Below are 25,759 nucleotides of genomic sequence, written 5' to 3'. Positions count from 1 at the left end.
TCAGGTGACGATCACGTCCAGCGGGGGGAAGCCGTTGAACCCCACCGAGGAGTAGCTCGACGTGTAGGCCCCGCAATTGCGGATCACGACGCGGTCGCCCGCCCGGAGCGAGAGCGGCAGCGCGACGGGGCGGCGTTCATAGAGCACATCCGCAGAGTCGCAGGACGGGCCGGCGAGGATGCAGGGCCCGGTCGGTTCGCCGTCGCGCGAAGTGACGAACTGGTAGCGGATCGCCTCGTCGATGGTCTCGGCCAGGCCGGAGAACTTGCCGATATCCAGATAGACCCAGCGGTGGAGGTCGTCGTCCGACTTGCGCGCGGAGAGCATGACCTCGGCGGCGATGGCGCCCGCCTCGGCCACGAGACCCCGGCCGGGCTCCGCCATGATCTGGGCGACGTCGCCGAAGCGGGCGTCGATGCGCTGCATCACGGCGGCCGCATAGTCGGTCGGATGCGCGATCTCGGCGCCGTAGAAGGCAGGGAAGCCGCCGCCGATATTCAGAAGTTGAAGGTCGTGACCCGCGGCGCGGGCGGCGTGCCAGACCTGCGCCACCTGATCGAGGGTGCCGTCCCACATCCGCGCCTCGCGCGTCTGGGAGCCGACATGGAACGACAGGCCAAACGGCACGAGACCGACATGCGCGGCGTGGTCCAGAAGACCTTGGGCGCGGGTCGTGGGCACGCCGAACTTGCGGCTAAGCGGCCAGTCGGCCTCGGGGTTGTCGACGAGCATGCGGATATAGACGCGAGCCCCCGGAGCGTGGGCCGCGATCTTGTCCAGTTCTTCCTCGGCATCGGCCGCGAAGAGGGTGATCCCCGCCTGATGCGCGAAGGCGACATCCGCTGCCCGCTTGATCGTGTTGCCGAAGGAGATGCGGGCCGGGTCGGCGCCGAGGCTCAGGCAGAGCTCGATCTCTCCGCGCGAGGCGGCGTCGAAGCCGGAGCCCAGCGCCAGCAGCCGTTCGATCACGTCGCGATGGGGGTTGGCTTTGACCGCGTAGTGGATGTGCGCGCGACCCAGCCCGGCGGCCAGCGCGCGATACTGCGCCTCGACCGCATCGATGTCGATCACGAGCGTCGGCCGGTCGAAGATGTGGGCCTGAATGTAGGCTTCGGCGCGCGAAGCGGACGACGAGACAGCGCGGCCCGACAGGCCGGTTACGAGAGCATTCATGGTCATCTCCAAAAGACCCGGCCATGCCGGGATCCCGGCGCAGACCGCTCACTTCCAAGGAGACGTTACCGTCGCTGCGTAACCGTGCGTTGGCCGTGCCAGAGGCGCGTGCGTTGGCGTCTGAGGCGCGCAATTGCGGTGCGCGCGCGATTCCGTCAAGAGGCAAAACGCGGGATGCGGAACTTTGGATGCAAATCGTCGGTTGGCCCTGCATCACACCGCAGGAGCCTTCCATGAATAACGGATACAAACTGACGGCCGCCGTGCCGCTCATCCTTCTTCTTGCGGCCTGCAACGGCGCAGGCAACCGGGTCGACAATCTTCAAGAAATCGAGGCGACCACCGACATCGATGTCGACGGCGACGGTACGATCACCGAAGGGGCCTTCGAAGTGAACGAGGACGACGACGAATGATGCGCCTGTCCCGACTGCTTTTCGCCCTGCCGCTGCTCACGCTCTTGGCGGCCTGCGTCGACGAGGGAGAGGGCGACGCCCCCGACCTGAACCCGACGCTGCCCGGAACCGGAGGGATCCCCTCGGACGTCTGAACCTCTGACGTCTGAACGAGGTCCGGCGCCGCGATCACGCGGCGTCGCGCCAATCCTGCCAGCGCTGCCCCTGGTGCGGAAACGCCGTCAGGGGCTTTTCGATGAGCGCAGGCCGCGGCGGCAGCCAGCCCGCCTCGCGCGGGACGGCCCAGGGGAGCAGATCCGCCCCCGACAGCCAAGAGGCGAACCCAGCGGCATCCTCGACCTGCCCGACCGGCGGGAGGTGGCAGCCCGACAGAAGGACCGTCTCGAGCGACAGAAGCCCGACACCGCGGGCATAGCCCAGCCGCGCCTCCGGCGCGTAGCGGCGCGGGCCATCTTTCGACAGGGCGGTCCCGTCATATCCCACCACGTTCCGATCGAGGCCGAGCCGCGCCCCGTGAGCCAGCAAGGTCCGCACGTAGTCTGTCGGATAGGCGAAATCATCTGACAGGAGCAGGACGCGATCCACCTCGCCCGGACGGGGAAGGAACAATCCGCCGAGCCCCAAGTCGTGCTTGGGAATGAAGGGCGACACGTTTCCGTAGGCCCCGAGGACCTCCGGAATCGCGTCAAAGCCGTTCAGAACGAGGTGCAGCCGGTCCACCTGCGGGGCGATCCGGGCCACCGTCTCCAACATGGCCTCTTCCCGCTCCGGAACGGTGACCATGTGGCCGCGTGTGACCGGGCCGATCACACGCGCCGGCGGGCGGCCCCGGTTCAGGCGCCGCCGAATGGGTCGCACCCCCAGAGCGGCGAGTGCGATGCCCACGGGTACCATCCAGAGACCCAGACCGGGAAGCCACCAGAAGAGCGCCGCCAGCACCGCGATCAGGATGCCGAGCGGCAGGCGCCACGGCTCCGCGACCTTGAGGCGAAGCCAGGCCAGTCCACGCCGCAGCGCGCGGCGCCAGTTATCGGGAAGGCGGGGGCGTTTCATCACCGCGAGTTAGGGTGCGCAGGGCCGCCGGACCATAGGCGATCAGGTACAACGATGCAGTCTTCGTGGCAGGTCAGCGTTTCCACCGACATTGGGCGGCAGGCGGTACCAATCGCTTTCGGCGTAACTCCACCCATATCTCTCGCCCCCCTCGTCGAAGCCGGCATGGAGGTCGAATTGCCACTCCCTAGGTGCGTGGAACCAGCTCCAGAGAAGCGAGTTTCGGCGGAATTCCGTGATCCCGCGCGCCTCGGCGGCCAGACACATGAGGTGGCGGGACTGGACCTCCCCGATCGCGAAGGCCGCGACGACAGCAGCGATGATACCGGCCGCGAGGGAAAAGCCCCGAAGCGTTCGGGAGGCGGCGAACGCCAAAGCGACGCCGAGACCGACCGCGAGAGCCCAGGGCAGGATCCGGGCGACGAATTCCCAGCTCTCCTCGAATGTCGGATCGAGAAGCACAGCGGGTGGAACAAGGGCATAGAGAATAGCGGCCAGACCTGCAAAAGGTTGCGGCTTGCCCGCGTAGAGGAGAAACAGGGCCGCCGACAGGGCCAACAGTCCGGGCGTCCAGGCTGACACACGCCGACCGTGTCTGATGACATGCCTCAGGGCCAGTACCACCAACGCTGCCCCGAAAGGCAGCGTGCCCACCACGATGACGGCCAGCATATCCCCCGTTCAGAGCTGCCGTTCGACCATCATCTTCTTGATCGACGCGATGGCCTTGGCCGGGTTCAGGCCCTTGGGGCAGGTCTTTGTGCAGTTCATGATCGTGTGGCAACGATACAGCTTGAACGGATCCTCGAGCTGGTCCAGCCGCTCTCCGGTCGCCTCGTCGCGTGAGTCGATGATCCAGCGATAGGCATGCAGCAGCGCCGCCGGCCCCAGATAGCGGTCGCCGTTCCACCAGTAGGACGGGCAGGCCGTCGAGCAGGAGGCGCACATGATGCATTCGTAGAGGCCGTCGAGCTTCTTGCGGTCCTCGATGGATTGCTTCCATTCCTTCGCCGGCGTGTTCGTCTTGGTCTCGAGCCACGGCATGACGCTGGCATGCTGGGCATAGAAATGCGTCAGGTCGGGGATCAGGTCCTTGACAACCGGCATGTGCGGCAGCGGGTAGATCTTCACGTCGCCGTCGACCTCGTCGATGCCGTAGGTGCAGGCCAGCGTGTTGGCGCCGTCGATATTCATGGCACACGACCCGCAGATCCCTTCGCGGCAGGAGCGGCGGAAGGTCAGCGTCGGGTCGATCTCGTTCTTGATCTTGATCAGCGCGTCCAGGACCATCGGACCGCAGGTGTCGAGATCGACGAAATAGGTGTCGACGCGAGGGTTCTTCCCGTCTTCCGGGTTCCAGCGGTAGATCTTGAAGGTCTTGAGCCGGTTCGCGCCTTCGGGCTTGGGCCAAGTCTTGCCTGTCGTGATCTTCGAATTCTTGGGCAGGGTGAATTGCACCATGGGTCGATCCTCCTAGAGGGTGTGTGCGCCGGTCCGGGGGCGCGCATGTGGGGCGGGGACGGGGTCAGGCCGCATGACGCAGCTCCGACAGCCATCGGGTGGGATGATCCTCGTATCCCAGCGCGACGAGGGCAGGACCGAACTCGTCCGCGTAGGGTTCGGCGACGTCGCGGGGCAGTTCGGTCCGCCAGCGGGCGACCTTGCCCGAGGAGACATGGGCGGCGATGCGGTTATGGCGCGCCGCCTCATCGGCCAGACCGCCCCAAAGCGACTTGGCCCAGAAGATCTCTACCCCCGTCTCGACCTCGGGCTCTGGCAAGCCGAGATCGCGCAGATGCTCGCGGAAGGCGGTCCCGGTCTCGTCGGACATCAACACCTCGTAGCGGGCCTCGACGGTGTTCGGGGCGGGCTGCCACGCGGTCATCTCGGCGACGGTCCGGGCATGCTTGCCGCGCATCTCGAAGAGCAGCTTGTCGCGCTGCGTCGGTAGCGCGTTGAGGTGCTGCTGATAGGTCTTTCCGTCCAGATCCTCGCGCGGCTCGTGCAGGAACTGCTCTCCCTTTGGACCCGCGTGGGCGTGGTAGGCCGCCCCCGACAGAAGCACGTCCCGCGGATCGCGGATCAGGTGCAGGATGCGGGCGTCCGGGCGCGCGCGCAGCCAGTCCGGAAAGCGCGAGGACCAGGAGAGCAGGATCGACCGTTCGCCGTCGCGGGTCACCTTGCACACCCCCGTCGCCGGGTAGACGACATGGCTCGCCACGCCCAACGCCGCGGCGAGGCGTCGAAAGACGGCCCGCATCCACAGCGTGCCGGTCTTGTGATGCGTGCCGACGCAATAAAGGCGGGGGGCTGTCAGGATCATCGCGGCAGCGCCTCGCAGGCATCCAGCAACTCGAAATCCGCGTTGTCGCGGACGCGGATACGCCCGTCGATCACCGGGACGCCCTGATCGCGCGCGCAATCGAGATAGGCCGCGCGCCGCCCCTCGGGCGTGTCGAGGGCGGGCATGCAGGCAGTGAGCCCACCGAGCACGCCGAATAGCGTGAGCCGGGGGATGCAGTGGTGACCCATCTCAGGCGCACCGCCTGCATGGAAGCATGGCGCCGACGGAGGTCGAACGCAGCCCTGTCACGCCTCCCCCCCTCTGCGACGCAGGTCGAACACGGTCGGAACCCCTCGCCGATCAAGGCAGCGGTTCAGTTCCGTCAATTGCCGATTGCGCAGGCCCGGCGTCCGCATGTCGTCATCGAGCGGATCAAGTCCTTGGGCAGCCAGACACGCATTCACCTCATCAAAAGATGCGGGATCCGGCACGCGAAGCTCGACCGCGCAAGCCGGCAGCAGAAGCACCGAAGCCAGACCGGTGGCACCCATTCTCAATACACCCGGGCCTTCGGCGCGATCTTCTTGGGGTCGATGCCGCCCTCGTTGTGCGAGGTGAGCGAGTCCAGATGCACGCCGCGATAGCCCAAGTCTGACTTCATCTCGTCGCCCTTGAACCAGACGAGGCTGTGCTTGCGCCAGTTCTCGTCGTCGCGGTCGGGGAAGTCCTCATGCGCATGGGCGCCGCGGCTTTCCTTGCGGGCCTCGGCGGCCGTCACGGTGGCGACGGCGTTGGGCATCAGGTTCGCGAGTTCCAGCGTCTCCATCAGGTCGGAGTTCCAGATCAGCGTGTTGTCGGTCACGGCGAGGTCGTCGAGCTTGTCGGCGATGCCGTCCATCGCCTCCTTGCCCTGCGCGAGCGTCTCGGAGGTGCGGAAGACGGCGGCATCGCGCTGCATGGTCTTCTGCATCTCGAGACGCAACTCGGCGGTGGCGACCTGGCCGCGCGCATGGCGCAGCCCGTCGAAACGCGCCAGCGCCATCTCGACCGAGCGCATGTTCGGGCTGGGAACGGCGGTGTCCGGGTCGACGACCTGACCGGCGCGGATCGCGGCGGCGCGACCGAAAACCACGAGGTCGATCAACGAGTTCGAGCCGAGGCGGTTCGCGCCGTGTACGGATGCGCAGCCCGCCTCGCCCACGGCCATCAGGCCGGGCGACACGCGGTCGGAATCGTCTTTGGTCGGCGCGAGCACCTCGCCCCAGTAATTCGTCGGGATGCCCCCCATATTGTAGTGCACGGTCGGCAGGACGGGGATCGGCTCTTTCGTGACGTCGACACCGGCGAAGATACGTGCGGATTCGGAAATGCCAGGCAGGCGTTCGGCCAGTACATCGGGCGGCAGGTGGTTGAGGTGGAGGTGGATATGGTCGCCTTCCTTGCCGACGCCGCGGCCCTCGCGGATTTCCAGCGTCATGCAGCGACTGACGACGTCTCGGCTGGCGAGGTCCTTGTAGGTGGGCGCATAGCGCTCCATGAACCGCTCGCCCTCGGAATTCGTCAGGTAGCCGCCCTCACCCCGTGCGCCTTCGGTGATGAGGCAGCCGGCGCCGTAGATGCCCGTCGGGTGGAACTGCACGAATTCCATGTCCTGCAGCGGCAGGCCCGCGCGGGCCACCATGCCGTTGCCGTCGCCGGTGCAGGTATGGGCGGACGTGGCGCTGAAGTAGGCGCGCCCATAGCCGCCGGTGGCAAGCACGGTCATCTTGGCGCTGAAGAGGTGCAGCGTACCGTCGTCCAGCTTCCAGCAGAGGACGCCCTGGCACGCGCCGTCCTCGGACATGATGAGGTCGATGGCGAAGTATTCGATGAAGAACTGCGCCTGCTGCTTGAGCGATTGACCATAGAGCGTGTGCAGGATCGCGTGGCCGGTGCGGTCGGCGGCGGCGCAGGTGCGCTGAACCGGGGGGCCTTCGCCATATTCTGTCGTGTGGCCGCCGAAGGGGCGCTGATAGATCTTGCCTTCCTCGGTGCGCGAGAAGGGGACGCCGTAATGCTCCAGCTCGTAGACGGCCTTGGGCGCCTCGCGGGCGAGGTATTCCATCGCGTCGGTGTCGCCCAGCCAGTCCGAGCCCTTGACGGTGTCGTACATGTGCCACTGCCAGCTATCGGGGCCCATATTGCCCAGCGAGGCGGCGATGCCCCCCTGCGCGGCCACCGTATGAGAGCGGGTCGGGAACACCTTGGTCACGCAGGCCGTGCGCAGGCCCTGCTCGGCCATGCCGAGCGTGGCGCGCAGCCCGGCACCGCCGGCACCGACGACGACGACGTCGTATTCGTGGGTCTCGTATTCGTAAGCGGGCATGGTCGTTCCTCTTACCGGATTACAGGGCCAGCCGGGCCAGCGCGTAGACGCTGGCCAGCGCGGCGGCGTAGCTGATGCAGGTGGTGGCGACGATCAGGGCCTTGCGGGCGAAGCCGCCGACGTAATCCTCGATCAGGACCTGTACGCCCTTGGCGAAATGGACCCAGCCGACCGTCAGCGTCAGGACGGCGATCAGCGCGGGCCAGGGGCGGGAGTAATAGGCCACGACCTCTTCGTAGGGGGCGCCGAAGATCGAGCCGAAGGTGATGACGAAGAGCGGGACCAGCACGACCAGCGCCGCCGACAGGACCGTCTGGTGCCAGTGATGTTCCGTTCCGGACCCGGCAGAGCCCAGGCCCATGACGCGCTTGCGATCTGTGACGAAGCTCATGACGCTCACCAGAAGATGACGATTGTGAAGAGGGTCAGCATGACGGACGCGATCAGGATCACCCAGCCCGACGCCTCTGCCTTTTCGAGTTCGAGCATCCGGCCCGTATCCCAGATCAGGTGCCGGATCCCGGCAAGCGTGTGATACCAGAGCCCCAGCACCGAGAAGAGCATCACCAAATCGCCGAACCAGCTTCGCAGGAAAGCGTCGGCCGTGGCGAATGCGTCCGGACCGGCCGCCGCGGCCACGAACCACCATGTGATCATGAGCGACGCCACGATGAGCGCGTTCCCCGTGATCCGCGTCAGGATCGACGTCATCGACGTCAATTGCGGGCGGTAGATCTGGAGATGCGGGGATAGCGGGCGGTCGCCCCGGTTCACGTCGGCCATTGGGGCCCCTTCTCTTCGGTCCGGTCAGTCTGACAGCGTTCTAGCGATTTCCCCCGGCATGTCACGGGGGCGTCACGTCGCACGGCCGGAAAGACAGTCCTTTTGGCCCCTCCGTGATCACACACTCGAAATGTGTGATCACAAAAGAGGCCGGAACCACGGTTCACCGCTCTCGTTGGCGAAGACCATCATGGAGGACGAAATGAGCAAGTCGAGAGATCAGATCTGGGACGAATGGGGCGATCTGGTGAACATGGCGCCCTCCGAGATCGAGGACTGGCTGGACACCGACAAGTCAAAGGATGTCGGCGCCGATAGCGGCGATGGCGAGTCGAAGGGCCGGAAGTCCGCCAAGCGCATCATCGAGATCAAGCGGACGAACAAGGACGATCTGAGCGACGACGACTGGGACCATATGGCTGATGTCATCGGCTACATCAAACGTCACGGCGCGCAGGTACCCGACGACCCGAAGGATACCGATTGGGAATACTCGATGAAGAACTGGGGGCACGATCCGTTCGGCGAGAACGGCATGGCGAACTGAGCCGGAACACCGCCCAGATCCGGTCGCCAGCCCGCTAGGGCGTCTTCGTTCGCCGGGCCTTCAGAGCGGGAAGCATTTCTTCGCAGAAGACGATCTCTTCCTCCTCTGGATAGTAGAAGGCGTTGTCCTCGCCGCAGCGCTCGACCACCACCGGGACCTGTCGCGGAAGGCGGATCGTCCGGTTCAGCCTCAGCAGGTCTTCTTGGAGCAGGCGCAGCGTCCGGTCATAGCCGTAGGCGCGGAAGCTGGTCGATCCATCGTGCGGCCCCTGGGCGGCAAGAATCTCGTCCCAGCCGCCCGTGATACGCCGGGCCGCATCGAGGCAGTGGCTCTCCTTCTGCGGCGGGAGGCCAAGCGCGCGGGCCAGCGGACGAGCGGACGGCGACAGCCCGTAGCCCACGCAGATCAGCCAAGCGACGCGCTGCGCGCCCGGCATGTAGGGGGACCATGCGTCGAAGACCTCGTCAACAGCATCGCGCCGCGCCTGTTCGGCGACGTCGGACAAAAGCTGCGCCATCTCGTCCGGACCGAGCAGCCGCGCCGCGAGCATGAGCGCGAAGCCGTCGGCGATCGCCTCTTCCGGTCCGCGGATCGGGACGTCCATTTGGTCGATCACCGCATGGCCGGCTTCGTGCCAGAGCGTGAAGCGCAGATTGTTCAGCACATAATCCGCGCGTGCCGGAACAGCACAGAGCAACAGAAGGACCACGAGACGAACCATGATCCCATCGTGCCAATCCGCGCCGATCTGTCGAGCGCTTACTGCGGCTGTGCGGCCCGGAAGCCACGATTTCCGATCGCGACGATGTCTGCCTGCCACTCGGCCTCGATCCTGTCCCAGTCGATCGGCCCCAGATCCAGTGGCGGCTCTGACAATCCGCTCAGAAAGCGCAAACGGAGCGAAGTGGGCGGATGGCTCTCATCGACGGAGTGCAATTGCGCCTCGGCCTCGCGGAACAGCGCCTGCCGCCGGTCCCCCGGCACATCGCGCAGCGCGGCGGCCACAATATCGACCCATTCCATCCCTCGTGGCGTCTCGGGGCCGTAGAAGCCCCTCATGCACCGTCCGGCCTCGGGCGCCGTCAGCATCAGGCGGAGCGCGGACGCCGTCGCATCGGCGCCGGCGACACGGGCCGCGATGGCATCGGCTAGGTATTCGGCATGCTGGCTGTCGCCGTAGGTCAGCCGCGTCAGGAGACGTATCAATCCCTCGCTGGCGAAGGCCAGCGGGACGGTCACGATATCGCTGACGGGATCTGCGTCATGACCCGGCTCGGTCAGGTCCAACCATCGGTGCAGGATGCTTCCGGCAAGGGCGGTAAGACCCAGGCGGCGCGGATCGTCGTTGATCTGATGGGCGAATTCATGGGCGAGGATGGCGATCCTCTGATCTGGAGAAGACGCCCGCCATAGGATACCGCCCATTCCCAGCAGCGTCTGCCCCCTGACTTGGGCAATGAAGGCGTTGATGTCGTCCAGGACCAGAAGGCGATCCGCCCCCCTTGCGCCAACGGCCGCCGCGATCCGATCGAGCAGCTCGAACGTGGCGGGCATGGTGTCCCTGCCCCGAGTTCCCCTGGGCATCCGGCCGCGCCTCGGAAGCATGTAGAGACCTGCGCCGATCAACAGACCGCCGGGGATCCAGGCCCCCCAGGCGGGCCAGAAGGACCAGATCAGGAGCACGCCGCAGAGCACGATGCCCGGAGGCGCGGCCAGGATCGTCAGGGCCAGCAGGCGGCCCGTCCATCCGGTCACGCCCCTCGGGAGGAGGCGGCCCTCTGCGGCATTCCGCGCGGCCTCCTCCAGTTGCGCCTCGGCGCGGCGGGCATGGAGACGGTCGAGAAACGTCGCGACGGTCAAGCGGGCATCAGCACCCAGTAATCCAGATCGAGCAGCACGTCGGGCAGGTACTTGCCGTCCTCGCCCGTCAGTTCGAACGGCGTGCCGCGGGTGGCGACCGTCCGCAGGCGCAGGGCGCCCACGTCATCGCGCAGCTTCGCGACCTCGCGCACCTCGGACCAGGCGCGGACCGTGTCGCCGGCGAAGGAGGGATTCGCGTGCGCCCCGGCATTGATCGCGGCAATGCATTGGGCGTTGGCGAGACCGTTGAACGATAGGGCGCGCGCGAGGCTGATGACATGGCCGCCATAGATCAGACGCCTGCCGTCCTCGCGGTTGGTGGCGTCGAAATGCACCTTGGCCGTGTTCTGCCACAGGCGCGTGGCCATCATGTGCTCGGCTTCTTCGATCGTGACGGCATCGACATGGTCGATCCGCTCGCCTGCCTCGTAGTCGGACGCGCGGTGGGCCTCGCCCGCCAGTTCGAAATCGTAATCGGCGAAGCTCAGACCGTCGGGGATCGTCAGGTCGCCGGCCGGGACCGCCTTTTCCAGATCGGGTACATGAGTGTCCGGCGCTGGGGCGTCCGCGTCGCGTTTGCGCACCATGACCCAGCGGACATAGGACAGCACCACTTCGTCCATCTGGTTCAGGCCACGCGTGCGGACCCAGACGATCCCGGATTTCCCATTGGAGTTCTGCTTGAGGCCGATCACCTCGGATTCGGAACGCAGCGTGTCGCCGGGCATGACGGGCCGCAGGAACCGCCCTTCGGCATAGCCCAGATTGGCGACCGCGTTCAGCGAGATGTCGGGTACCGTCTTGCCGAAGACCGTATGGAAGGCGATCAGATCGTCCATCGGCGCCCCGTCCAGACCGCACTCGGCGGCGAAGGCATCGGACGAATGCAACGCGAACCGGCTGGGGTAAAGCGCGTGGTAAAGCGCCCTCTCCCCCTCGGCGACGGTGCGGGGCGTGGCGTGGCGGATGACGTCACCGAGGCGGTAATCCTCGAAGAAGCGGCCCGGATTGGTCTTGGTCATTGCTGTCCCAGCTTCATGTCGGGGGAATAGGGCATGTTCACATCCTTGGTGACGGCCTGCGCGCAACGCATCACGCCAGCCGCATGGTCCCAGGCATAGGCGGGCGAGCCGTGCAGGACCCAGCCCTTGTCCAGCGCGTCCGAGACCTTGTGGCAAAAGGCGGACGTGTCCTCTTCGGTCAGCAGGCGGTAGAGCGTGGGCATGTCAGGCTCCCCAGGGCACGACGCCCAGCCAATTGTGGATCACCATGACGACCACCATCGCCACAAGCGCGATGATCGGGGTCGTGATCTCTTTCTTCAGGGGCGCACGGGGCGGCGGGGTCCACGGCCCTTCCTTGGCGTTGATCACGAGGATCTCGGTCACCGCCCAGGCGAGCAGGCCGCCGAACAGCACGAAGGACGGCACGTCGCCGTTCACCAGCAGGTGCGCGACGCAGAAGACGATCACCGCGGTCAGTTGCGGATGCCGCATCTTGGTGCCGAGCCAGACCTTCGCCCCTTTCGGCCCGCTCACCGCGAAGAGGTAGAAGGCCAACAGCATCAGCAGATTGTTGATCCCGACCATGGCGGGACTGCGCCCCCAGAACCAGGCACCGTCGGCGTTGCGATAGCCGATCACCATCAGGACGATCGAGACGACGAGGGCCAGTGCCACGGCCCCCTTGCCCGCGTCGCCCATGCGCGCGCGCAGATCGGGGGCGACCCGCTTGAACAGATGGGCGGCCCACCACAGGGCCACGCCCGCGATCAGAATCGGCATCTCAGCTCTCCAGCGATTGGATCGCCTCCAGCTTTGCCAGCGTCCGCCTGGCCGTGTCCACATGCAGGTTCTCGACGATGCGCCCGTCGAGAACGGCGACGCCCTGCCCCGCGGCGATCGCCTCGTCGAAGGCGGCGATCTGGCGGCGGGCGAGATCGACCTCTTCGTCGGTGGGCGCGAAGGCGGCATTCGTCGTGGCGACCTGAGCCGGATGGATCAGGGTCTTGCCATCCATGCCCAGCGCGCGACCCTGCTTGCATTCGTATGCAAGGCCGTCCTCGTCCTTGAAGGCGTTGAAAACGCCGTCGATGCAGGGAATGCCCGCCGCCCGCGCCGCCAGAAGGCAGGTTTGCAACGCTGTCATCATCGGCATCCGGTCGGCGGATGTGGCGCAGCCAAGCTCCTTCGCCAGATCGTTCGTCCCCAGCACCAGCCCGCCCGCGGCGCGGGCGATGGCGGCCGCGTTCAGGATGCCTTCGGCCGTTTCCATCATCGCCCAGACGGGCTTGGCGGCCTTCACCGCGGCGATATCGTCGGGGCCGTTCACCTTTGGCAGCAACAGCGCGTCGCAGGCCGCATCGGCGAAGGCGGCGACGTCGTCCGCGCCCCATTCCGTATCGAGCCCGTTGACCCGGACCAGCTTGTAGCGGGGGCCGTAATCCTGCTGCAACGCGGCGCGAAGCGTGTCGCGCGCGGCCGTCTTTTCATCGGGGGCGACGGCGTCTTCCAGGTCGAAGATGATCGCGTCGACCGGCAGCGTCGCGGCCTTGTCGAGGGCCCTCTGCTTGGATCCGGGGATGTAGAGGACGGAGCGGAAAGGTCTGTCGGTCATGCCCGCGGGATTGGCAGGCTACGCAACGATTGGCAAGTCTTGGCGCTCATTTGCGCATCTTTTAATCTCATGTGCCTTCTGCATCGCAGCGCGAGCGCGGCTCGCATCGTTAACCCAATATCAACCCTCCGGGCGCACCTTTGGACCCGTCTTCCGGCACGAGGCCGGACCGTCTTCCCGAGGATCGTGCGCCCCCCGCGATCCCGTGCGGCGGCCCGGTCTCAGCCTGAAAGGATCGCGCCATGACGACCAAGGTTCACACCCTGAATGCCGGCCTCGCCGCCTTGCTGGCCGCCACGCTTGCGCTGTTCGCGTCCCATTCCGCCAATGCCGAAGATGCGGCCCGCCTGCTCGATGCGCAGGGCGCCAATTGCGGTCCCCGCGCCGGTATCGTGTCGCGCCTCGCGTCCCATTTCGGCGAGACACGGCGCGGCATCGGCCTCGGCACGAAAGGCCGCATCGTGGAGGTGTTCGCATCCGACGCGACCGGAAGCTGGACCATCGCCATCACCTTGCCGGACGGGCGGATGTGCCTGATGGCCTCCGGCCGCAACTGGGAGGACCGGATGGACGACCTCTCCCATCTGGCCGATGCCGATGCGTGACAGCCACCGCAGCTGAGCGCGATTTGCGGCGTCCCTCGGGGCGCCGTTTTCACGTGCGACCCCCGGCCCCTTGCGCCGCACGCCCCGCTTCCGCTACCCCTCCGCGCGATTTGGCATCCACCCAAACGGAGACATCCAAATGGCCCGACCCAAGATCGCGCTCATCGGCGCGGGGCAGATCGGCGGCACGCTCGCCCACCTCGCCAGCCTCAAGGAGCTGGGCGACGTCGTCCTGTTCGACATCGCCGACGGCACCCCGCAGGGCAAGGCGCTCGACATCGCCGAATCGGGCCCGGTCGAGGGCTTCGACGCCAAGCTGAAGGGCACGACCGACTATGCCGATATCGCGGGTGCCGATGTCTGCATCGTCACCGCAGGTGTTCCCCGCAAGCCGGGCATGAGCCGCGACGACCTGTTGGGCATCAACCTCAAGGTCATGAAATCCGTCGGCGAAGGTATCCGCGACAACGCGCCCGACGCCTTCGTGATCTGCATCACCAATCCGCTCGACGCGATGGTATGGGCGCTGCGCGAATATTCGGGCCTGCCCCACGAAAAGGTCGTCGGCATGGCCGGCGTTCTGGACTCGGCGCGGTTCCGCCACTTCCTCAGCCTGGAATTCGACGTCTCGATGCGCGACGTCAGCGCCTTCGTGCTGGGCGGCCACGGCGACACGATGGTGCCGCTGACCCGCTATTCGACTGTCGGAGGCATCCCCCTGCCCGACCTCGTCGAGATGGGCTGGACCAGCCAGGAATCGCTGGATGCCGTCGTGCAGCGCACCCGTGACGGCGGCGCCGAGATCGTCGGCCTGCTGAAGACTGGCAGCGCCTTCTACGCCCCTGCCGCCAGCGCGATCGAGATGGCCGAAGCCTACCTGAAGGATCAGAAGCGCCTTCTGCCCTGCGCCGCCTATGTGGACGGCGCGCTAGGCCTGAACGGCATGTATGTCGGCGTGCCCACCGTGATCGGCGCCGGTGGGATCGAGCGGATCGTCGACATCAAGCTCAACCGCGACGAACAGGCGATGTTCGACAAGTCGGTCGACGCCGTGAAGGGCCTCGTCGAAGCCTGCAAGGGCATCGACAGCAACCTGGGCTGATCGGCCCCGACGCGATCCTTGCGGGGTGCGGCGTGGATGCGTCGCACCCCGTTTCGTTCCGGTCTCTACGCGAGCGCGGACTTGTCAGGCGCGCCCCGATCTCGCAGCGTGCCGCCGATGTCTGATGAAGCCCCCGACACGATCCGCCCGGCGGCCGGCGACGCCGCGATCACGTTCGCCTCTCCTCCACCGGAGGGCCGCGCGCGCCGGGTGCTCTTTTCCGTGCAGAAGAACGAGGGGCCGTTTCTGGTCGAGTGGATCGCCTTTCACAAGGTGATCGGCTTCGACGAGATCGTGATCTATTCCAACGATTGCAGCGACGGGTCGGATGCGCTGCTGGACCGTCTGGCCGATCTGGGAGAGATCCATCACCGCAGCCACTCGCCTGCCCCCGGCACGCCCCCGCAGCAGGACGCGGCGCGGCTGTTCCGCGATTCCGGCGCGCTGTCCGAGGGCGACCTCGTGTTGTGGCTCGATGTGGACGAGTACCTTTGCGTGAATGTCGGTGACGGGACCATGGACGCGCTGCTGGGCGCGGTCGGACCCTTCGACGCCTTCCTGATCGCGTGGCGTCATTTCGGGGACGGCGGCAACGAGACTTGGCCGGGCCGGCAGATCTCGCGTGACTTCGTGATGGCCCGCACCCGCGACCCGGAGCATCAGCCTTACGTCAAGACGATCACGCGCTGGTCCGATATGGTCGAGCAATTGGACATCCATCGCCCCAAGCTGGTCGACGGGCTGACGCCCAAGGACTTCCATGCGATCACCAGCGCCGACCGGCGGATGCGGCGGCGCTTCGTGAGGTCTCATGCGGACAAGTTCAACCGGCTGACGGATCCCGGCGAACATCACAAGCTCGCCCAGGTGAACCATTACACCGTTCGGACCTGGGACAAGTTCCGCGAAAAGAAGGAGCGCGGCCGCGGGAACCGGTCGAACGAGGGCCGCAACGGGCGCCACACCCACAGCTACTTCAAGGCGCACAACTTCAACGAGGTCGTGGACGACCGGATCCTGATCCATCTCGACGCGCTGGGTGCAGAGATCGCCCGGCTGGAAGGCCGCCTTTCGGGTCAGTCCCCGGCGACATAGAGCGCGTTGGCCCGGAACCGGCCGCCTTCCTTGAAGCCGGCATTCGTCAGCGCATCGGTGACGCTCTCGCTCCAATGCTCGCCGTGGCTGTCCTCGAAGTAGATCCGGCGGATCGCGCCCTTCGGCATCTTGCGGATCGCGGGCAGGATGACGCGATCCTCGACCCCTTCGACATCGACCTTCAGCAGATCGACCTCCTCGATCCCGAGCGTGGTCAGGAGGTCGGGCAGCGTCGTCACCTCTACATCGATCCCGCCCGCATCGGTGTCGAACGCGATGCCGAGACGTGCCTCTCCCTGATTGTCGTTCGGCGAAAAATGCAGGGTCATGCGCCCCGGTTCGTCGCTGATGGCCACTTCGACCACTTCGACATCCGTCAGTCCGTTCAGCGCGATGTTCGCCCGTAACCGCGCCAGGACTTCGGGATTCGGCTCGACCAGAACGAACCGCGAGCCGGGCGCCGCGACCCGCGCCAGAGGCAGCGAGAAGATCCCGGCATTCGCGCCGACATCCACCATCGTGATCCGCTTGTCGCGAAACAGGTCGCACAGATGTTGGGTTGCCTTGTGCTCCGGCGGGCGTCCCTTCTGCCAGAGAAAGAACTCCGTGTGGTTCCGTGCCGGCGCGATGAGAAGGTCCAGATCGGCGTAGCGGGCGCGAACCGTCGGCAGGTTTGCCTGAAGTCGACGCCGCATCGGCCGCGGGGCGGACTGGATCAGCCGGCGGACCATCTCTTCGTACTCGTTCATTCCCGCATGGCCTCCCTGATCGGCATGGGCACAGATGTGGCAGGTCCGGATTCGCGTCGCAACACCGGACATCTACGGCCTTGTGATCACACCAGCGGGCGGTGTGATCACAGAGCGCGTGTTTTTCCGCCGGATCACGACAAATGCTTTCGTCTCGCTTTGCAAGCAAGGGTTGCGGGTGCAAAGCCGGTCGGGACCCACGACCAACCAGACGGGAAGGCGTCCCATGAACATCCACGAGTATCAGGCCAAGGCCCTCCTGCGCGATTACGGTGCGCCCGTCAGCGACGGCGTCGCCGTCACGAAGGCGTCCGAGGCGAAGACCGCGGCGGGTCAGCTCGACGGTCCGCTCTGGGTGGTCAAGGCACAGATCCATGCCGGCGGCCGCGGAAAGGGCCACTTCAAGGAGCCGGAGGCCGGCGACAAGGGCGGCGTCCGGCTGGCCAAGTCCGTCGAGGAGGCCGAGGCCCATGCCAAGGCGATGCTGGGCAACACGCTGGTGACGCATCAGACCGGCCCGGCGGGCAAGCAGGTCAACCGCATCTACATCGAGGACGGCAGCGGCATCGCGCGTGAACTGTACCTCGCCCTGCTCGTCGACCGCGCCAGCAGCCGCATCGGCTTCGTCTGCTCGACCGAAGGCGGCATGGATATCGAGGAAGTCGCCGCGTCGACCCCCGAGAAGATCGTCAGCTTCGATGTCGACCCCGCGACGGGCTACATGCCCTATCACGGGCGCCGCATCGCGTTCGCGCTGGGGCTGGAAGGCGCGCAAATCAAGCAATGCGTCTCGCTGATGGGCAAGCTCTACCAGGCCTTCACCGAGAAGGACATGGAGATGCTCGAGATCAACCCGCTGATCGTGACCGATGCGGGCGACCTCAAGGTGCTGGATGCCAAGGTCGGCTTCGACGGTAACGCCATCTACCGCCACAAGGACATCGCCGAACTGCGCGACGAGACCGAGGAAGACCCCAAGGAGCTCGCCGCGTCCAAATACGACCTGAACTACATCGCGCTCGATGGCGAGATCGGTTGCATGGTCAACGGCGCCGGCCTCGCCATGGCCACGATGGACATCATCAAGCTCTACGGGGCGGAGCCTGCCAACTTCCTCGACGTGGGCGGCGGCGCGACCAAGGAGAAGGTGACGGAAGCCTTCAAGATCATCACGTCGGACGACAACGTGAAGGGCATCCTCGTCAACATCTTCGGCGGCATCATGCGCTGCGACGTCATCGCCGAGGGCGTGGTCGCGGCGGTCAAGGAAGTCGGCCTTCAGGTCCCGCTGGTGGTGCGCCTGGAGGGGACGAATGTCGAGAAGGGCAAGGAGATCATCAACACGTCCGGCCTGAACGTCATCGCCGCCGACGACCTGAAGGACGGCGCGCAGAAGATCGTGAAGGCGGTGAAGGGGTGAGGCGCGCTCTGGCACAGCCGGCGAATGGTCCAGTGGACCTTTCGAGCGCCGAACGGGCTGAGCCCTGGATTGCCTCATCTGTTCCAGACGCCTGAACGAACCTTAGGATCGCCCCCATGTCACCTCGCAGCACCGCCTCGACCTTGACCGTTGCAGCAGCAATGCTGCCGACGGCCGCCGCGGCGACGCAAGGTGGTGGGGAGCCGTCGTCGGATACGGCGACCGAGCTGGTCGGCACCGGCGTTGTGCTCATAGCCATCAGCTACGGCGCGCAGGCGATGTACTGGGTCAGCGCCAAGCTTGGCTTCATCCAGCCCGGCATACGGGCTGGGTATCATACCTACGGGTCCCATCGCCGGAGTATGCGAGCGGTCTTTTGCGGAACCAGGTTCTTCGGCCTCGGCATCAACTTTCCGGGGGTCTTCGACCTCGCCGTGGGCTTTGCGAAGGAGACCCTCTGATGGGTGCCTACTCGTCCCACCTCTCGGCCGCCCAGCGACGTAACCACCAGACCAAGCGGGCAATCGATGCGGCGGATTGCCCATCGCCCGGAAGCGGCGCGTCGATCGGCCTTGCGCGGGCGTGGCAGGCGGGCTTCGCTTCCTGCCGGCCAGCCCCCGCTGCACGGTCGGGCTGCCGACAAGCGATAAAAGGCGAGGGAATACCGATGACCGCCAGACTTACAACGCGCGCCGCGGTACCCACATCCGCCGTCCTCCTATCAGGTTGCCAAGCCAGCGGCATCGGCACCACGCCCGAGGATACCACCCCGGTCTCAATGGCCAGCGCCGACCTCGAACAGGCCCTGACCGTGTTCCAGGATGTCTGCGTCGCCACCTATCCCAGCTTCACGGATTTCGGGGCGCGGGCCATGGCGGCCGGGCTGACGGAGCGGCTCGGCAACGGCGGCCTCGGGGCGATCGACCGATCCTTGGCGGCCGTCATCCGTCAGCGCGATGACGGGCCGGATGCCTGCCTCGTGAACTTCTTCTCGACGGCCACGGACCCGGAGGCGCGCGGGACGTACCTCGCCACTTTCGACGGGGCAGAGATGCGCGGGGCGGATGTCGCCGCGCCGGTCGAGGGCGGGGAGATTCTAGCATCCGAGGGCATCAACACCGGCGGCGGGAACCGCTTCGAACTCAGGATCCAGCCCGTTGAATGACGGCCCTGCATACGGCCTCACGCGGCGTCCCGTCTCAGCGACCGCGATCGCGCTCTGTGCCTCAGCAGGATCCGCGGCTGCGAACCCTTTCGACGCCTTCGCCGCCCACTGCTTCTCGCCCTTTCTCACAGCCGACCGGGCGGCCGAGGTGCTGCCCGCCCGCCACGATTTCTACGACCTCAATCCCTTTTCCGATGCCGCGCCCTCTCCGGCCTCTACCCCCGTGACCCCCGGCACCGACCGGCGCTGCGAGGTGACGCTCGACGGAGACCATGGCGATGCAGCCGCCGGGACCGTAGTCGAGGCCCTGGCGGCCGAGGGGATCACCCGCGACACCGCGCTTCCCGCGACCCACGAGGATGCGGCGCTGCCGGGAACGACCCTGCTGGCAGCCCGCTTTCTCAATCCGGCCCGGATCGCCGTCGTCCATACGGGCACGCGCCCGGGCCCGAACGGGACCGAGACGTTCCTGAACGTCGAACGCCTCACGCCAGAGGCCAGTGCGGAGGCTGCGAGATGAATGGAATGACCCTCTGCACGGCAAGGACAGAACGATGATGCGCGCGATCCTAACCGGCCTTTCTGCGCTGATCCTGTCGGGCTGCGTGCAATCCACCTCGACCAACGGCTTCGATGCGGCGACAAGCCAGGTCGCGTTGCAGCGGATGCGCTTCGCGGCCGAGGCCGTCTGCCTCAACAACCGGACGCGGGCGTCGCAGGACCGGGCGGCGCGGCGCCTCGCCTTCCCCGTGCGGGAACGCCAGGACGGTGCGATCACCTACGTCAATCCCGGCACGCTGACCTTCCTGCGGCTCGGCCCTTCGCCGGTGCAGGCGCTGAACACGGCCGACGGGCGGCGGACCTTCGGGGGCGGGCATGGCTGTTCGGTCGGCTCTCCGGCGGTGGGGCTCGCGGCGGCCAACCGGGTGGTCGGCGAACTTCTGGCCCCTCGCCTGCTGGAGGGCGATCCCCGCGTCGCCTCTCCGCTGGGCGCGGGCTCGAACGCAGCCGATGGGGCGGGCGTCTTCTTCGACGACCTCGCCGTGACGGTGCCGATCGCCCAGACCACGATCACCGACAGCGAGGGGCGCGGGCAGCGCTTCACGCATCCGGTGATCCTCATTCTTCACGAAAGGGCGCGCTAGAGGCGTGCCGCACAAGCAAGGAACGACTGCATGGCCATCCTGATCGACAAGGACACGAAGGTGATCTGCCAGGGGTTCACCGGCTCCCAGGGGACGTTTCACAGCGAGCAGGCCATCGCCTACGGCACGCAGATGGTGGGGGGCGTCACCCCCGGGAAGGGCGGCCAGACGCATCTGGACCTGCCCGTCTTCGACAGCTGCTTCGAGGCGGTCGAAAAGACCGGAGCCGATGCCTCGGTCATCTATGTTCCGCCGCCCTTCGCCGCCGACTCGATCCTGGAGGCGATCGACGCCGAGATCCCGCTGGTCGTCTGCATCACAGAGGGCATTCCGGTGCTCGACATGATGAAGGTCAAGCGCGCGCTGGACGGCTCCAAGACGCGTCTGATCGGGCCGAACTGCCCCGGCGTGATCACGCCGGATGCCTGCAAGATCGGTATCATGCCCGGCCATATCCATAAGCGCGGCTCGGTGGGCGTTGTGTCCCGGTCGGGCACGCTTACCTACGAGGCCGTGAAACAGACGACAGATATGGGGCTGGGCCAGTCGACCGCCGTGGGCATCGGCGGCGACCCGATCAAGGGGACCGAGCATATCGACGTGCTCGAGATGTTCCTGGCCGACGACGAGACGACCTCGATCATCATGATCGGCGAGATCGGCGGCACCGCCGAGGAGGAGGCCGCCGAGTTCCTCGCCTCCGAGAAGAAGAAGGGCCGCTGGAAGCCCACCGCCGGCTTCATCGCCGGCCGCACCGCCCCGCCGGGCCGCCGCATGGGCCATGCCGGCGCCATCGTCGCGGGCGGCAAGGGCGACGCCGAAAGCAAGATCGAAGCCATGCGCAGCGCGGGCATCGTCGTGGCCGACAGCCCAGCGACACTGGGCGAGGCCGTGAAGGAGGCGATCGACAAAGGATGACCGGACGGGGCCGTCAGATAGCGCGCAGCGCAGGCAGGCGCCGGCCGACCGCCAGACGCGGCCCGGGCCCGATGGGCCTGGGGGTCACGCTCGCGGGCGGCATGGGCCTGTGGGTCGCGCTCGCGGGTGGCCCCGCCTCGGCCTTCACCGACAGCCTGATGGCCTGCAACGCGTCCGCCTTCGAGGCGGCGGAAGACTTCTTGCGCGAGCGCGGGTTCGCGCGCGTCCATGCAGCCGGAGATCTGAGCCCGGCGCAGGCGCGCGGTGCGGCCTGGACGCTCATGCCCCCCTATCTCGACAGCCTCGGGACGCGGGCCGATCGGGGCGGGCAGGACGTCGCCGCGCTCTTCGAAATACAGCGCCGGGCCGTGCCCGGTCTGTTCAGACGGGTCGAGACCGGAACGGCGCGCTTCCGCGTCTACGTCCGGGGCGACGACGTGATGACGATGACGCAATCGGATGCGGGGGACGGGCGCGCGCGCCGCAGCTGCCGGCTCGCGCTCGGGCCAGATGCGCGCGACGTTGTTAGCTCGGGCCCCCTGAATACTGCGAACCACCCGGACGCCCCTGCCCGCGGGCTTTACAGCAAAGAGTTCATTCTCCCCGAGGAGACCTCAGAATGACCGACCAGTCCCCCAACGACGTCTTCCATAACACCTCGTTCATGCAGGGGCACAATGCCGCCTACCTGGAACAGATGTATGCGCGCTATGCCAACGACCCCAAGGCGGTCGATGAAAGCTGGGCGCAGTTCTTCCGCTCGCTGCAGGACAGCCCGCAGGATGCCCGGGCCGAAGCCGAGGGCCCGAGCTGGGCGCGGACCGACTGGCCGCCGGTGCCGGGCGACGATCTGACCGCCGCGCTGACCGGTGAATGGCCCGCTCCGCCCGCCGATCCCAAAGAGGCCAAGGCGGCAGGCGACAAGATCAAGGCCAAGGCCGAGGCCCGCGGCGAGGCGGTCACCGACGAGCAGGTGCGCCGTGCCGTGCTCGACTCGATCCGCGCGCTGATGCTGATCCGTGCCTACCGGATCCGGGGCCATCTGGTCGCCGATCTCGATCCGTTGGGCATGCGCAGCCAGGAGCCGCATCCCGAGCTTGAGCCCAAATCCTACGGCTTCACCGACGCCGACATGGACCGTCCGATCTTCATCGATCAGGTGCTGGGCCTCGAAGTCGCGACGCTGCGCGAGATCGTCTCGATCCTCAAGCGCACCTACTGCGGCACCTTCGCGCTGCAATACATGCACATCTCGGATCCGGAGCAATCTGCCTGGCTGAAGGAGCGGATCGAGGGTCTGGGTAAGGAGATCGAGTTCACCAAGAACGGCCGCCGGGCCATCCTGAACAAGCTGGTCGAGGCCGAGGGCTTCGAGAAGTTCCTGCACGTCAAGTACATGGGCACCAAGCGGTTCGGGCTGGATGGCGGCGAGGCCCTGATCCCCGCGATGGAGCAGATCATCAAGCGCGGCGGCCAGCTGGGCCTCAGCGACATCGTGATCGGCATGCCGCACCGGGGCCGTCTGAGCGTCTTGGCCAACGTGATGGGCAAGCCCTACAAGGCGATCTTCAACGAGTTCCAGGGCGGCAGCTTCAAGCCTGAGGACGTGGACGGCTCGGGCGACGTGAAATACCACCTCGGCGCGTCCAGCGACCGCGAATTCGATGGCAACGTCGTCCACCTGTCGCTGACCGCGAACCCCTCGCACCTCGAGGCGGTGAACCCGGTCGTGCTGGGCAAGGTCCGTGCCAAGCAGGATCAGTTGGACGACACCGAACGGACCAAGGTGACCGGCGTCCTGCTGCATGGCGACGCGGCCTTTGCGGGTCAGGGCGTGGTGGCGGAGTGTTTTGCGCTCTCGGGCGTGCGCGGTCACAGGACCGGCGGCACGATCCACCTTGTGGTCAACAACCAGATCGGCTTCACGACCGCGCCGCACTTCTCGCGATCCAGCCCCTATCCCACGGACAACGCGCTGGTGGTCGAGGCGCCCATCTTCCACGTCAACGGCGACGACCCCGAGGCCGTGGTCCATGCCGCGAAGGTCGCCACCGAGTTCCGTCAGAAGTTCGGCAAGGACGTCGTCATCGACATCTTCTGCTACCGCCGCTTCGGGCATAACGAGGGCGACGAGCCCATGTTCACCAACCCGATCATGTACAAGCGGATCAAGGGTCACAAGACGACCCTGTCGCTCTACACGGACCGGCTGGTCAAGGACGGCCTGATCCCCGAGGGCGAGATCGAGGACATGAAGGCCTCGTTCCAATCGCATCTGAACGAGGAATTCGAGGCCGGGAAGGACTACAAGCCCAACAAGGCCGACTGGCTGGACGGCCGGTGGAAGCATATCGACCGTCGCGGTGACGCGGAATATGTCCGCGGGGATACCGGCATCGCCGAGGCGACGCTGAATGCGGTCGGTGACGCCCTTACGAAGATCCCCGACGGATTCCCGTTGCACAAGACGGTCGGGCGGCTGATCGACGGCCGGGCCAAGATGTTCGAGACCGGCGAGGGGTTCGACTGGGCCACGGCCGAGGCGCTGGCCTTCGGATCGCTCCTGACCGAAGGCTACCGCGTCAGGCTGGCGGGTCAGGATTCGACGCGCGGCACCTTCTCGCAACGCCATTCCGGTCTGGTGAACCAGGAGACAGAGGAGCGGTATTACCCCCTCAATCATGTGCGCGAGGGCCAGGCGCATTACGAAGTGATCGACAGTGCCCTGTCGGAATATGCGGTGCTGGGCTTCGAATATGGCTACTCGTTGGCCGAGCCCAATGCGCTGACGATGTGGGAGGCCCAGTTCGGCGATTTCGCCAACGGCGCGCAGATCATGTTCGATCAGTTCATCTCTTCGGGCGAGTCGAAGTGGCTGCGCATGTCGGGCCTCGTCTGCCTGCTGCCCCATGGCTACGAGGGCCAGGGGCCAGAGCATTCTTCGGCCCGGCTCGAGCGGTTCCTGCAGATGTGCGGCCAGGACAACTGGATCGTCGCGAATTGCACCACGCCCGCGAACTACTTCCACATCCTGCGCCGTCAGTTGCACCGGACCTTCCGCAAGCCGCTGATCCTGATGACGCCGAAATCGCTGTTGCGGCACAAGATGGCCGTCAGCCGCATGGAAGAGTTCCTCGAAGGATCGACCTTCCACCGTGTGCTCTGGGACGACGCGCAGCAGGGCAATTCCGAGCTGAAGTTGAAGCCGGACGACAAGATAAAGCGCGTCGTGATCTGTTCGGGCAAGGTCTACTACGACCTGCTGGAAGCGCGCGACGAGGCGGGAAAGGACGACACCTACATCCTGCGGCTGGAGCAGTTCTATCCGTTCCCGGCGCTGGCCATGGTCAAGGAGCTCGAACGCTTCAAGCAGGCCGAGATCGTCTGGTGTCAGGAAGAGCCCAAGAACCAGGGCGGCTGGACCTTCGTCGAACCGAACATCGAATGGGTGCTGACGCGCATCGGCGCCAGCCACACCCGGCCCGTCTATGCGGGCCGCGCCGCATCGGCTTCGCCCGCAACGGGCCTCGCCTCTCAACACAAGGCACAGCAGCAGGCGCTCGTGAACGACGCGCTGGGCATGGAGTAAGGAATGACCATCGAAGTTAAGGTGCCCACCCTGGGCGAGTCCGTGACCGAGGCCACCGTCGCGACCTGGTTCAAGCAACCCGGCGACGAGGTCGCGACCGACGAGATGCTGTGCGAGTTGGAGACCGACAAGGTGACGGTCGAGGTGCCCTCCCCGGCGACCGGCACCCTGGGCGAGATCGTCGCCCCGGAGGGTGAGACGGTGGGCGTCGACGCGCTGCTGGCCACGATCTCCGAAGGGGCCGGCGCCGATGCGTCCTACTCCGCCGCTCCCGCCGCCGTGGCGCAGCCGGGTTCCGAAGAAGGGACCTCGGACGCGGGCGGCACGACGGACGCCTCCGACGCAAGCGGAGACGGGGGCGAAGGCCAGGCGGTCGACGTGATGGTCCCGGCCTTGGGCGAGAGCGTCTCGGAAGCCACCGTCGCCACCTGGTTCAAGTCGGTCGGCGACAGCGTCGAGCAGGACGAGATGCTGTGCGAGCTGGAGACCGACAAGGTCTCGGTCGAGGTGCCGGCCCCCGCGGCGGGCACCCTGTCCGAGATCGTCGTCGATGAGGGCGGAACTGTGCAGGCCGGCGGCAAGCTGGCCGTGCTGATGGCCGGTGCCGGGGCGGATGTACATGCGCCCCATGCGGTCGATCCGCGCCCGAACCCCGATGCCGGCCCCGAGGAGGTCGAGCAGGCCAAGGCCAACGTGGCCGCCGCCGGAGGCGGGCGGGACACCGAGGACGCGCCGTCGGCCAAGAAGATCATGGCCGAGAAAGGTCTCGACCCGAGCCAGGTGACCGGCACCGGCCGCGACGGCCGGATCATGAAGGAGGACGCGCTGAAGGCCGGCAAGGCCCCCGCCCCCGCGCCGCAGCCCGCGCAGGCCC

The 25,759-nt window shown here is 66.6% G+C and carries 32 protein-coding genes; 15 read left to right on the top strand and 17 right to left on the bottom strand.

Annotated elements, in window-relative coordinates; translation table 11 throughout:
• Positions 1-1,173, bottom strand: a complete 1,173-nt coding sequence (locus jaqu_RS02655) for a type III PLP-dependent enzyme (protein ID WP_043917470.1) — start codon at positions 1,171-1,173, stop codon at positions 1-3.
• 233 nt (positions 1,174-1,406) lie between these two features.
• Between jaqu_RS02655 and jaqu_RS02650 the strand changes: the two genes are divergently transcribed.
• Both jaqu_RS02650 and jaqu_RS21560 read left to right on the top strand, forming a co-directional pair.
• Positions 1,407-1,589, top strand: a complete 183-nt coding sequence (locus jaqu_RS02650) for a hypothetical protein (protein ID WP_043917394.1) — start codon at positions 1,407-1,409, stop codon at positions 1,587-1,589.
• The gene (locus tag jaqu_RS21560; protein WP_161793816.1) at positions 1,586-1,723 is read left to right on the top strand and encodes a hypothetical protein; all 138 of its coding nucleotides are present in this window, start codon (positions 1,586-1,588) and stop codon (positions 1,721-1,723) included. The genes jaqu_RS02650 and jaqu_RS21560 overlap by 4 nt, the downstream gene beginning before the upstream one ends.
• Before the next feature lie 34 nt (positions 1,724-1,757).
• Here the strand turns inward: jaqu_RS21560 and jaqu_RS02645 are convergent, their stop codons facing one another.
• The 9 genes from jaqu_RS02645 to sdhC all read right to left on the bottom strand — a co-directional run bounded on the left by jaqu_RS02645 (position 1,758) and on the right by sdhC (position 8,074).
• The gene (locus jaqu_RS02645; RefSeq protein ID WP_043917393.1) at positions 1,758-2,642 is read right to left on the bottom strand and encodes a hypothetical protein; all 885 of its coding nucleotides are present in this window, start codon (positions 2,640-2,642) and stop codon (positions 1,758-1,760) included.
• A gap of 42 nt (positions 2,643-2,684) precedes the next feature.
• Positions 2,685-3,314 carry a hypothetical protein gene (locus tag jaqu_RS02640; RefSeq protein WP_043917392.1) on the bottom strand — a complete coding sequence of 210 codons (630 nt, stop codon included), beginning with the start codon at positions 3,312-3,314 and terminating at the stop codon, positions 2,685-2,687.
• Between the two features lie 9 nt (positions 3,315-3,323).
• The gene (locus jaqu_RS02635; protein WP_043917391.1) at positions 3,324-4,103 is read right to left on the bottom strand and encodes a succinate dehydrogenase iron-sulfur subunit; all 780 of its coding nucleotides are present in this window, start codon (positions 4,101-4,103) and stop codon (positions 3,324-3,326) included.
• 64 nt (positions 4,104-4,167) lie between these two features.
• Complete coding sequence (locus jaqu_RS02630; RefSeq protein WP_052500733.1) at positions 4,168-4,965, bottom strand: sulfotransferase family protein; 798 nt, start codon at positions 4,963-4,965, stop codon at positions 4,168-4,170.
• Entirely contained in the window at positions 4,962-5,111 is a 150-nt protein-coding gene (locus jaqu_RS21555) for a hypothetical protein (protein ID WP_161793815.1), read from the bottom strand. The genes jaqu_RS02630 and jaqu_RS21555 overlap by 4 nt, the downstream gene beginning before the upstream one ends.
• Positions 5,112-5,231: 120 nt before the next feature.
• The gene (locus jaqu_RS02620) at positions 5,232-5,477 is read right to left on the bottom strand and encodes a hypothetical protein (RefSeq protein WP_043917389.1); all 246 of its coding nucleotides are present in this window, start codon (positions 5,475-5,477) and stop codon (positions 5,232-5,234) included.
• 2 nt (positions 5,478-5,479) lie between these two features.
• Entirely contained in the window at positions 5,480-7,291 is a 1,812-nt protein-coding gene (sdhA, locus tag jaqu_RS02615; RefSeq protein ID WP_043917388.1) for a succinate dehydrogenase flavoprotein subunit, read from the bottom strand.
• Positions 7,292-7,310: 19 nt separating this feature from the next.
• On the bottom strand, positions 7,311-7,682 hold the full coding sequence (gene sdhD, locus jaqu_RS02610) for a succinate dehydrogenase, hydrophobic membrane anchor protein (protein ID WP_043917387.1): 372 nt from the start codon (positions 7,680-7,682) through the stop codon (positions 7,311-7,313).
• 5 nt (positions 7,683-7,687) lie between these two features.
• A complete protein-coding gene (gene sdhC / locus jaqu_RS02605) occupies positions 7,688-8,074 on the bottom strand; it encodes a succinate dehydrogenase, cytochrome b556 subunit (protein ID WP_043917386.1) in 387 nt (128 codons plus the stop codon).
• Positions 8,075-8,276: 202 nt separating this feature from the next.
• Here sdhC and jaqu_RS02600 point away from each other — a divergent pair, with 202 nt between their 5' ends.
• The gene (locus tag jaqu_RS02600; protein WP_043917468.1) at positions 8,277-8,621 is read left to right on the top strand and encodes a DUF3140 domain-containing protein; all 345 of its coding nucleotides are present in this window, start codon (positions 8,277-8,279) and stop codon (positions 8,619-8,621) included.
• Between the two features lie 34 nt (positions 8,622-8,655).
• On the opposite strand, the gene jaqu_RS02595 is transcribed toward jaqu_RS02600, so the two are convergent.
• From jaqu_RS02595 to jaqu_RS02570, 6 genes are read right to left on the bottom strand one after another with little or no spacing between them, the layout of a single operon-like run.
• Positions 8,656-9,342: a DUF4344 domain-containing metallopeptidase gene (locus jaqu_RS02595; protein WP_043917385.1), complete on the bottom strand. Its 687-nt coding sequence runs from the start codon at positions 9,340-9,342 to the stop codon at positions 8,656-8,658.
• A 38-nt stretch (positions 9,343-9,380) separates the two neighbouring features.
• Positions 9,381-10,481: a M48 family metallopeptidase gene (locus jaqu_RS02590; RefSeq protein ID WP_043917384.1), complete on the bottom strand. Its 1,101-nt coding sequence runs from the start codon at positions 10,479-10,481 to the stop codon at positions 9,381-9,383.
• On the bottom strand, positions 10,478-11,503 hold the full coding sequence (locus jaqu_RS02585; protein WP_043917383.1) for a MaoC family dehydratase: 1,026 nt from the start codon (positions 11,501-11,503) through the stop codon (positions 10,478-10,480). The genes jaqu_RS02590 and jaqu_RS02585 overlap by 4 nt, the downstream gene beginning before the upstream one ends.
• Positions 11,500-11,706: a DUF1737 domain-containing protein gene (locus tag jaqu_RS02580; protein WP_043917382.1), complete on the bottom strand. Its 207-nt coding sequence runs from the start codon at positions 11,704-11,706 to the stop codon at positions 11,500-11,502. The genes jaqu_RS02585 and jaqu_RS02580 overlap by 4 nt, the downstream gene beginning before the upstream one ends.
• Position 11,707: 1 nt before the next feature.
• Entirely contained in the window at positions 11,708-12,265 is a 558-nt protein-coding gene (locus jaqu_RS02575; RefSeq protein ID WP_043917381.1) for an NnrU family protein, read from the bottom strand.
• Between the two features lies 1 nt (position 12,266).
• Positions 12,267-13,097 (bottom strand): HpcH/HpaI aldolase/citrate lyase family protein, encoded by an 831-nt coding sequence (locus jaqu_RS02570; protein ID WP_043917380.1) that lies wholly within the window; start codon positions 13,095-13,097, stop codon positions 12,267-12,269.
• Between the two features lie 242 nt (positions 13,098-13,339).
• Between jaqu_RS02570 and jaqu_RS02565 the strand changes: the two genes are divergently transcribed.
• The 3 genes from jaqu_RS02565 to jaqu_RS02555 all read left to right on the top strand — a co-directional run bounded on the left by jaqu_RS02565 (position 13,340) and on the right by jaqu_RS02555 (position 15,899).
• Entirely contained in the window at positions 13,340-13,702 is a 363-nt protein-coding gene (locus jaqu_RS02565; protein WP_043917379.1) for a hypothetical protein, read from the top strand.
• Between the two features lie 139 nt (positions 13,703-13,841).
• Entirely contained in the window at positions 13,842-14,804 is a 963-nt protein-coding gene (mdh, locus tag jaqu_RS02560) for a malate dehydrogenase (protein ID WP_043917378.1), read from the top strand.
• A gap of 117 nt (positions 14,805-14,921) precedes the next feature.
• The gene (locus tag jaqu_RS02555; RefSeq protein ID WP_043917377.1) at positions 14,922-15,899 is read left to right on the top strand and encodes a glycosyltransferase family 2 protein; all 978 of its coding nucleotides are present in this window, start codon (positions 14,922-14,924) and stop codon (positions 15,897-15,899) included.
• On the opposite strand, the gene jaqu_RS20400 is transcribed toward jaqu_RS02555, so the two are convergent.
• A complete protein-coding gene (locus jaqu_RS20400) occupies positions 15,881-16,648 on the bottom strand; it encodes an FkbM family methyltransferase (protein WP_052500732.1) in 768 nt (255 codons plus the stop codon). The genes jaqu_RS02555 and jaqu_RS20400 overlap by 19 nt on opposite strands.
• A gap of 226 nt (positions 16,649-16,874) precedes the next feature.
• On the opposite strand from jaqu_RS20400, the gene sucC reads away from it, so the two are divergent.
• The 9 genes from sucC to jaqu_RS02505 all read left to right on the top strand — a co-directional run.
• Complete coding sequence (sucC, locus tag jaqu_RS02545; protein ID WP_043917466.1) at positions 16,875-18,068, top strand: ADP-forming succinate--CoA ligase subunit beta; 1,194 nt, start codon at positions 16,875-16,877, stop codon at positions 18,066-18,068.
• Positions 18,069-18,184: 116 nt separating this feature from the next.
• Positions 18,185-18,529 carry a hypothetical protein gene (locus jaqu_RS02540; RefSeq protein ID WP_043917376.1) on the top strand — a complete coding sequence of 115 codons (345 nt, stop codon included), beginning with the start codon at positions 18,185-18,187 and terminating at the stop codon, positions 18,527-18,529.
• A gap of 317 nt (positions 18,530-18,846) precedes the next feature.
• Positions 18,847-19,233: a hypothetical protein gene (locus jaqu_RS02535; RefSeq protein WP_043917375.1), complete on the top strand. Its 387-nt coding sequence runs from the start codon at positions 18,847-18,849 to the stop codon at positions 19,231-19,233.
• On the top strand, positions 19,226-19,753 hold the full coding sequence (locus tag jaqu_RS02530) for a hypothetical protein (protein ID WP_052500731.1): 528 nt from the start codon (positions 19,226-19,228) through the stop codon (positions 19,751-19,753). The genes jaqu_RS02535 and jaqu_RS02530 overlap by 8 nt, the downstream gene beginning before the upstream one ends.
• Positions 19,754-19,787: 34 nt before the next feature.
• Positions 19,788-20,378 (top strand): hypothetical protein, encoded by a 591-nt coding sequence (locus tag jaqu_RS02525; protein WP_043917374.1) that lies wholly within the window; start codon positions 19,788-19,790, stop codon positions 20,376-20,378.
• Positions 20,379-20,408: 30 nt separating this feature from the next.
• Entirely contained in the window at positions 20,409-21,296 is an 888-nt protein-coding gene (sucD, locus tag jaqu_RS02520) for a succinate--CoA ligase subunit alpha (RefSeq protein ID WP_043917373.1), read from the top strand.
• Positions 21,297-21,367: 71 nt separating this feature from the next.
• Positions 21,368-21,919 (top strand): hypothetical protein, encoded by a 552-nt coding sequence (locus tag jaqu_RS02515; RefSeq protein ID WP_043917372.1) that lies wholly within the window; start codon positions 21,368-21,370, stop codon positions 21,917-21,919.
• Positions 21,916-24,885, top strand: a complete 2,970-nt coding sequence (locus tag jaqu_RS02510; RefSeq protein WP_043917371.1) for a 2-oxoglutarate dehydrogenase E1 component — start codon at positions 21,916-21,918, stop codon at positions 24,883-24,885. Before jaqu_RS02515 ends, jaqu_RS02510 begins: the two co-directional genes overlap by 4 nt.
• 3 nt (positions 24,886-24,888) lie before the next feature.
• The coding region (locus jaqu_RS02505; RefSeq protein WP_043917370.1) for a biotin/lipoyl-containing protein at positions 24,889-25,759 on the top strand (871 nt) is incomplete at its 3' end.

Origin of the sequence: Jannaschia aquimarina (genome assembly GCF_000877395.1) — a bacterium.
Classification (GTDB): Bacteria; Pseudomonadota; Alphaproteobacteria; order Rhodobacterales; family Rhodobacteraceae; genus Jannaschia; species Jannaschia aquimarina.
The sequence above is the reverse complement of the archived record's forward strand: the minus strand, read 5'-3'. Positions and strand labels throughout refer to the sequence as shown.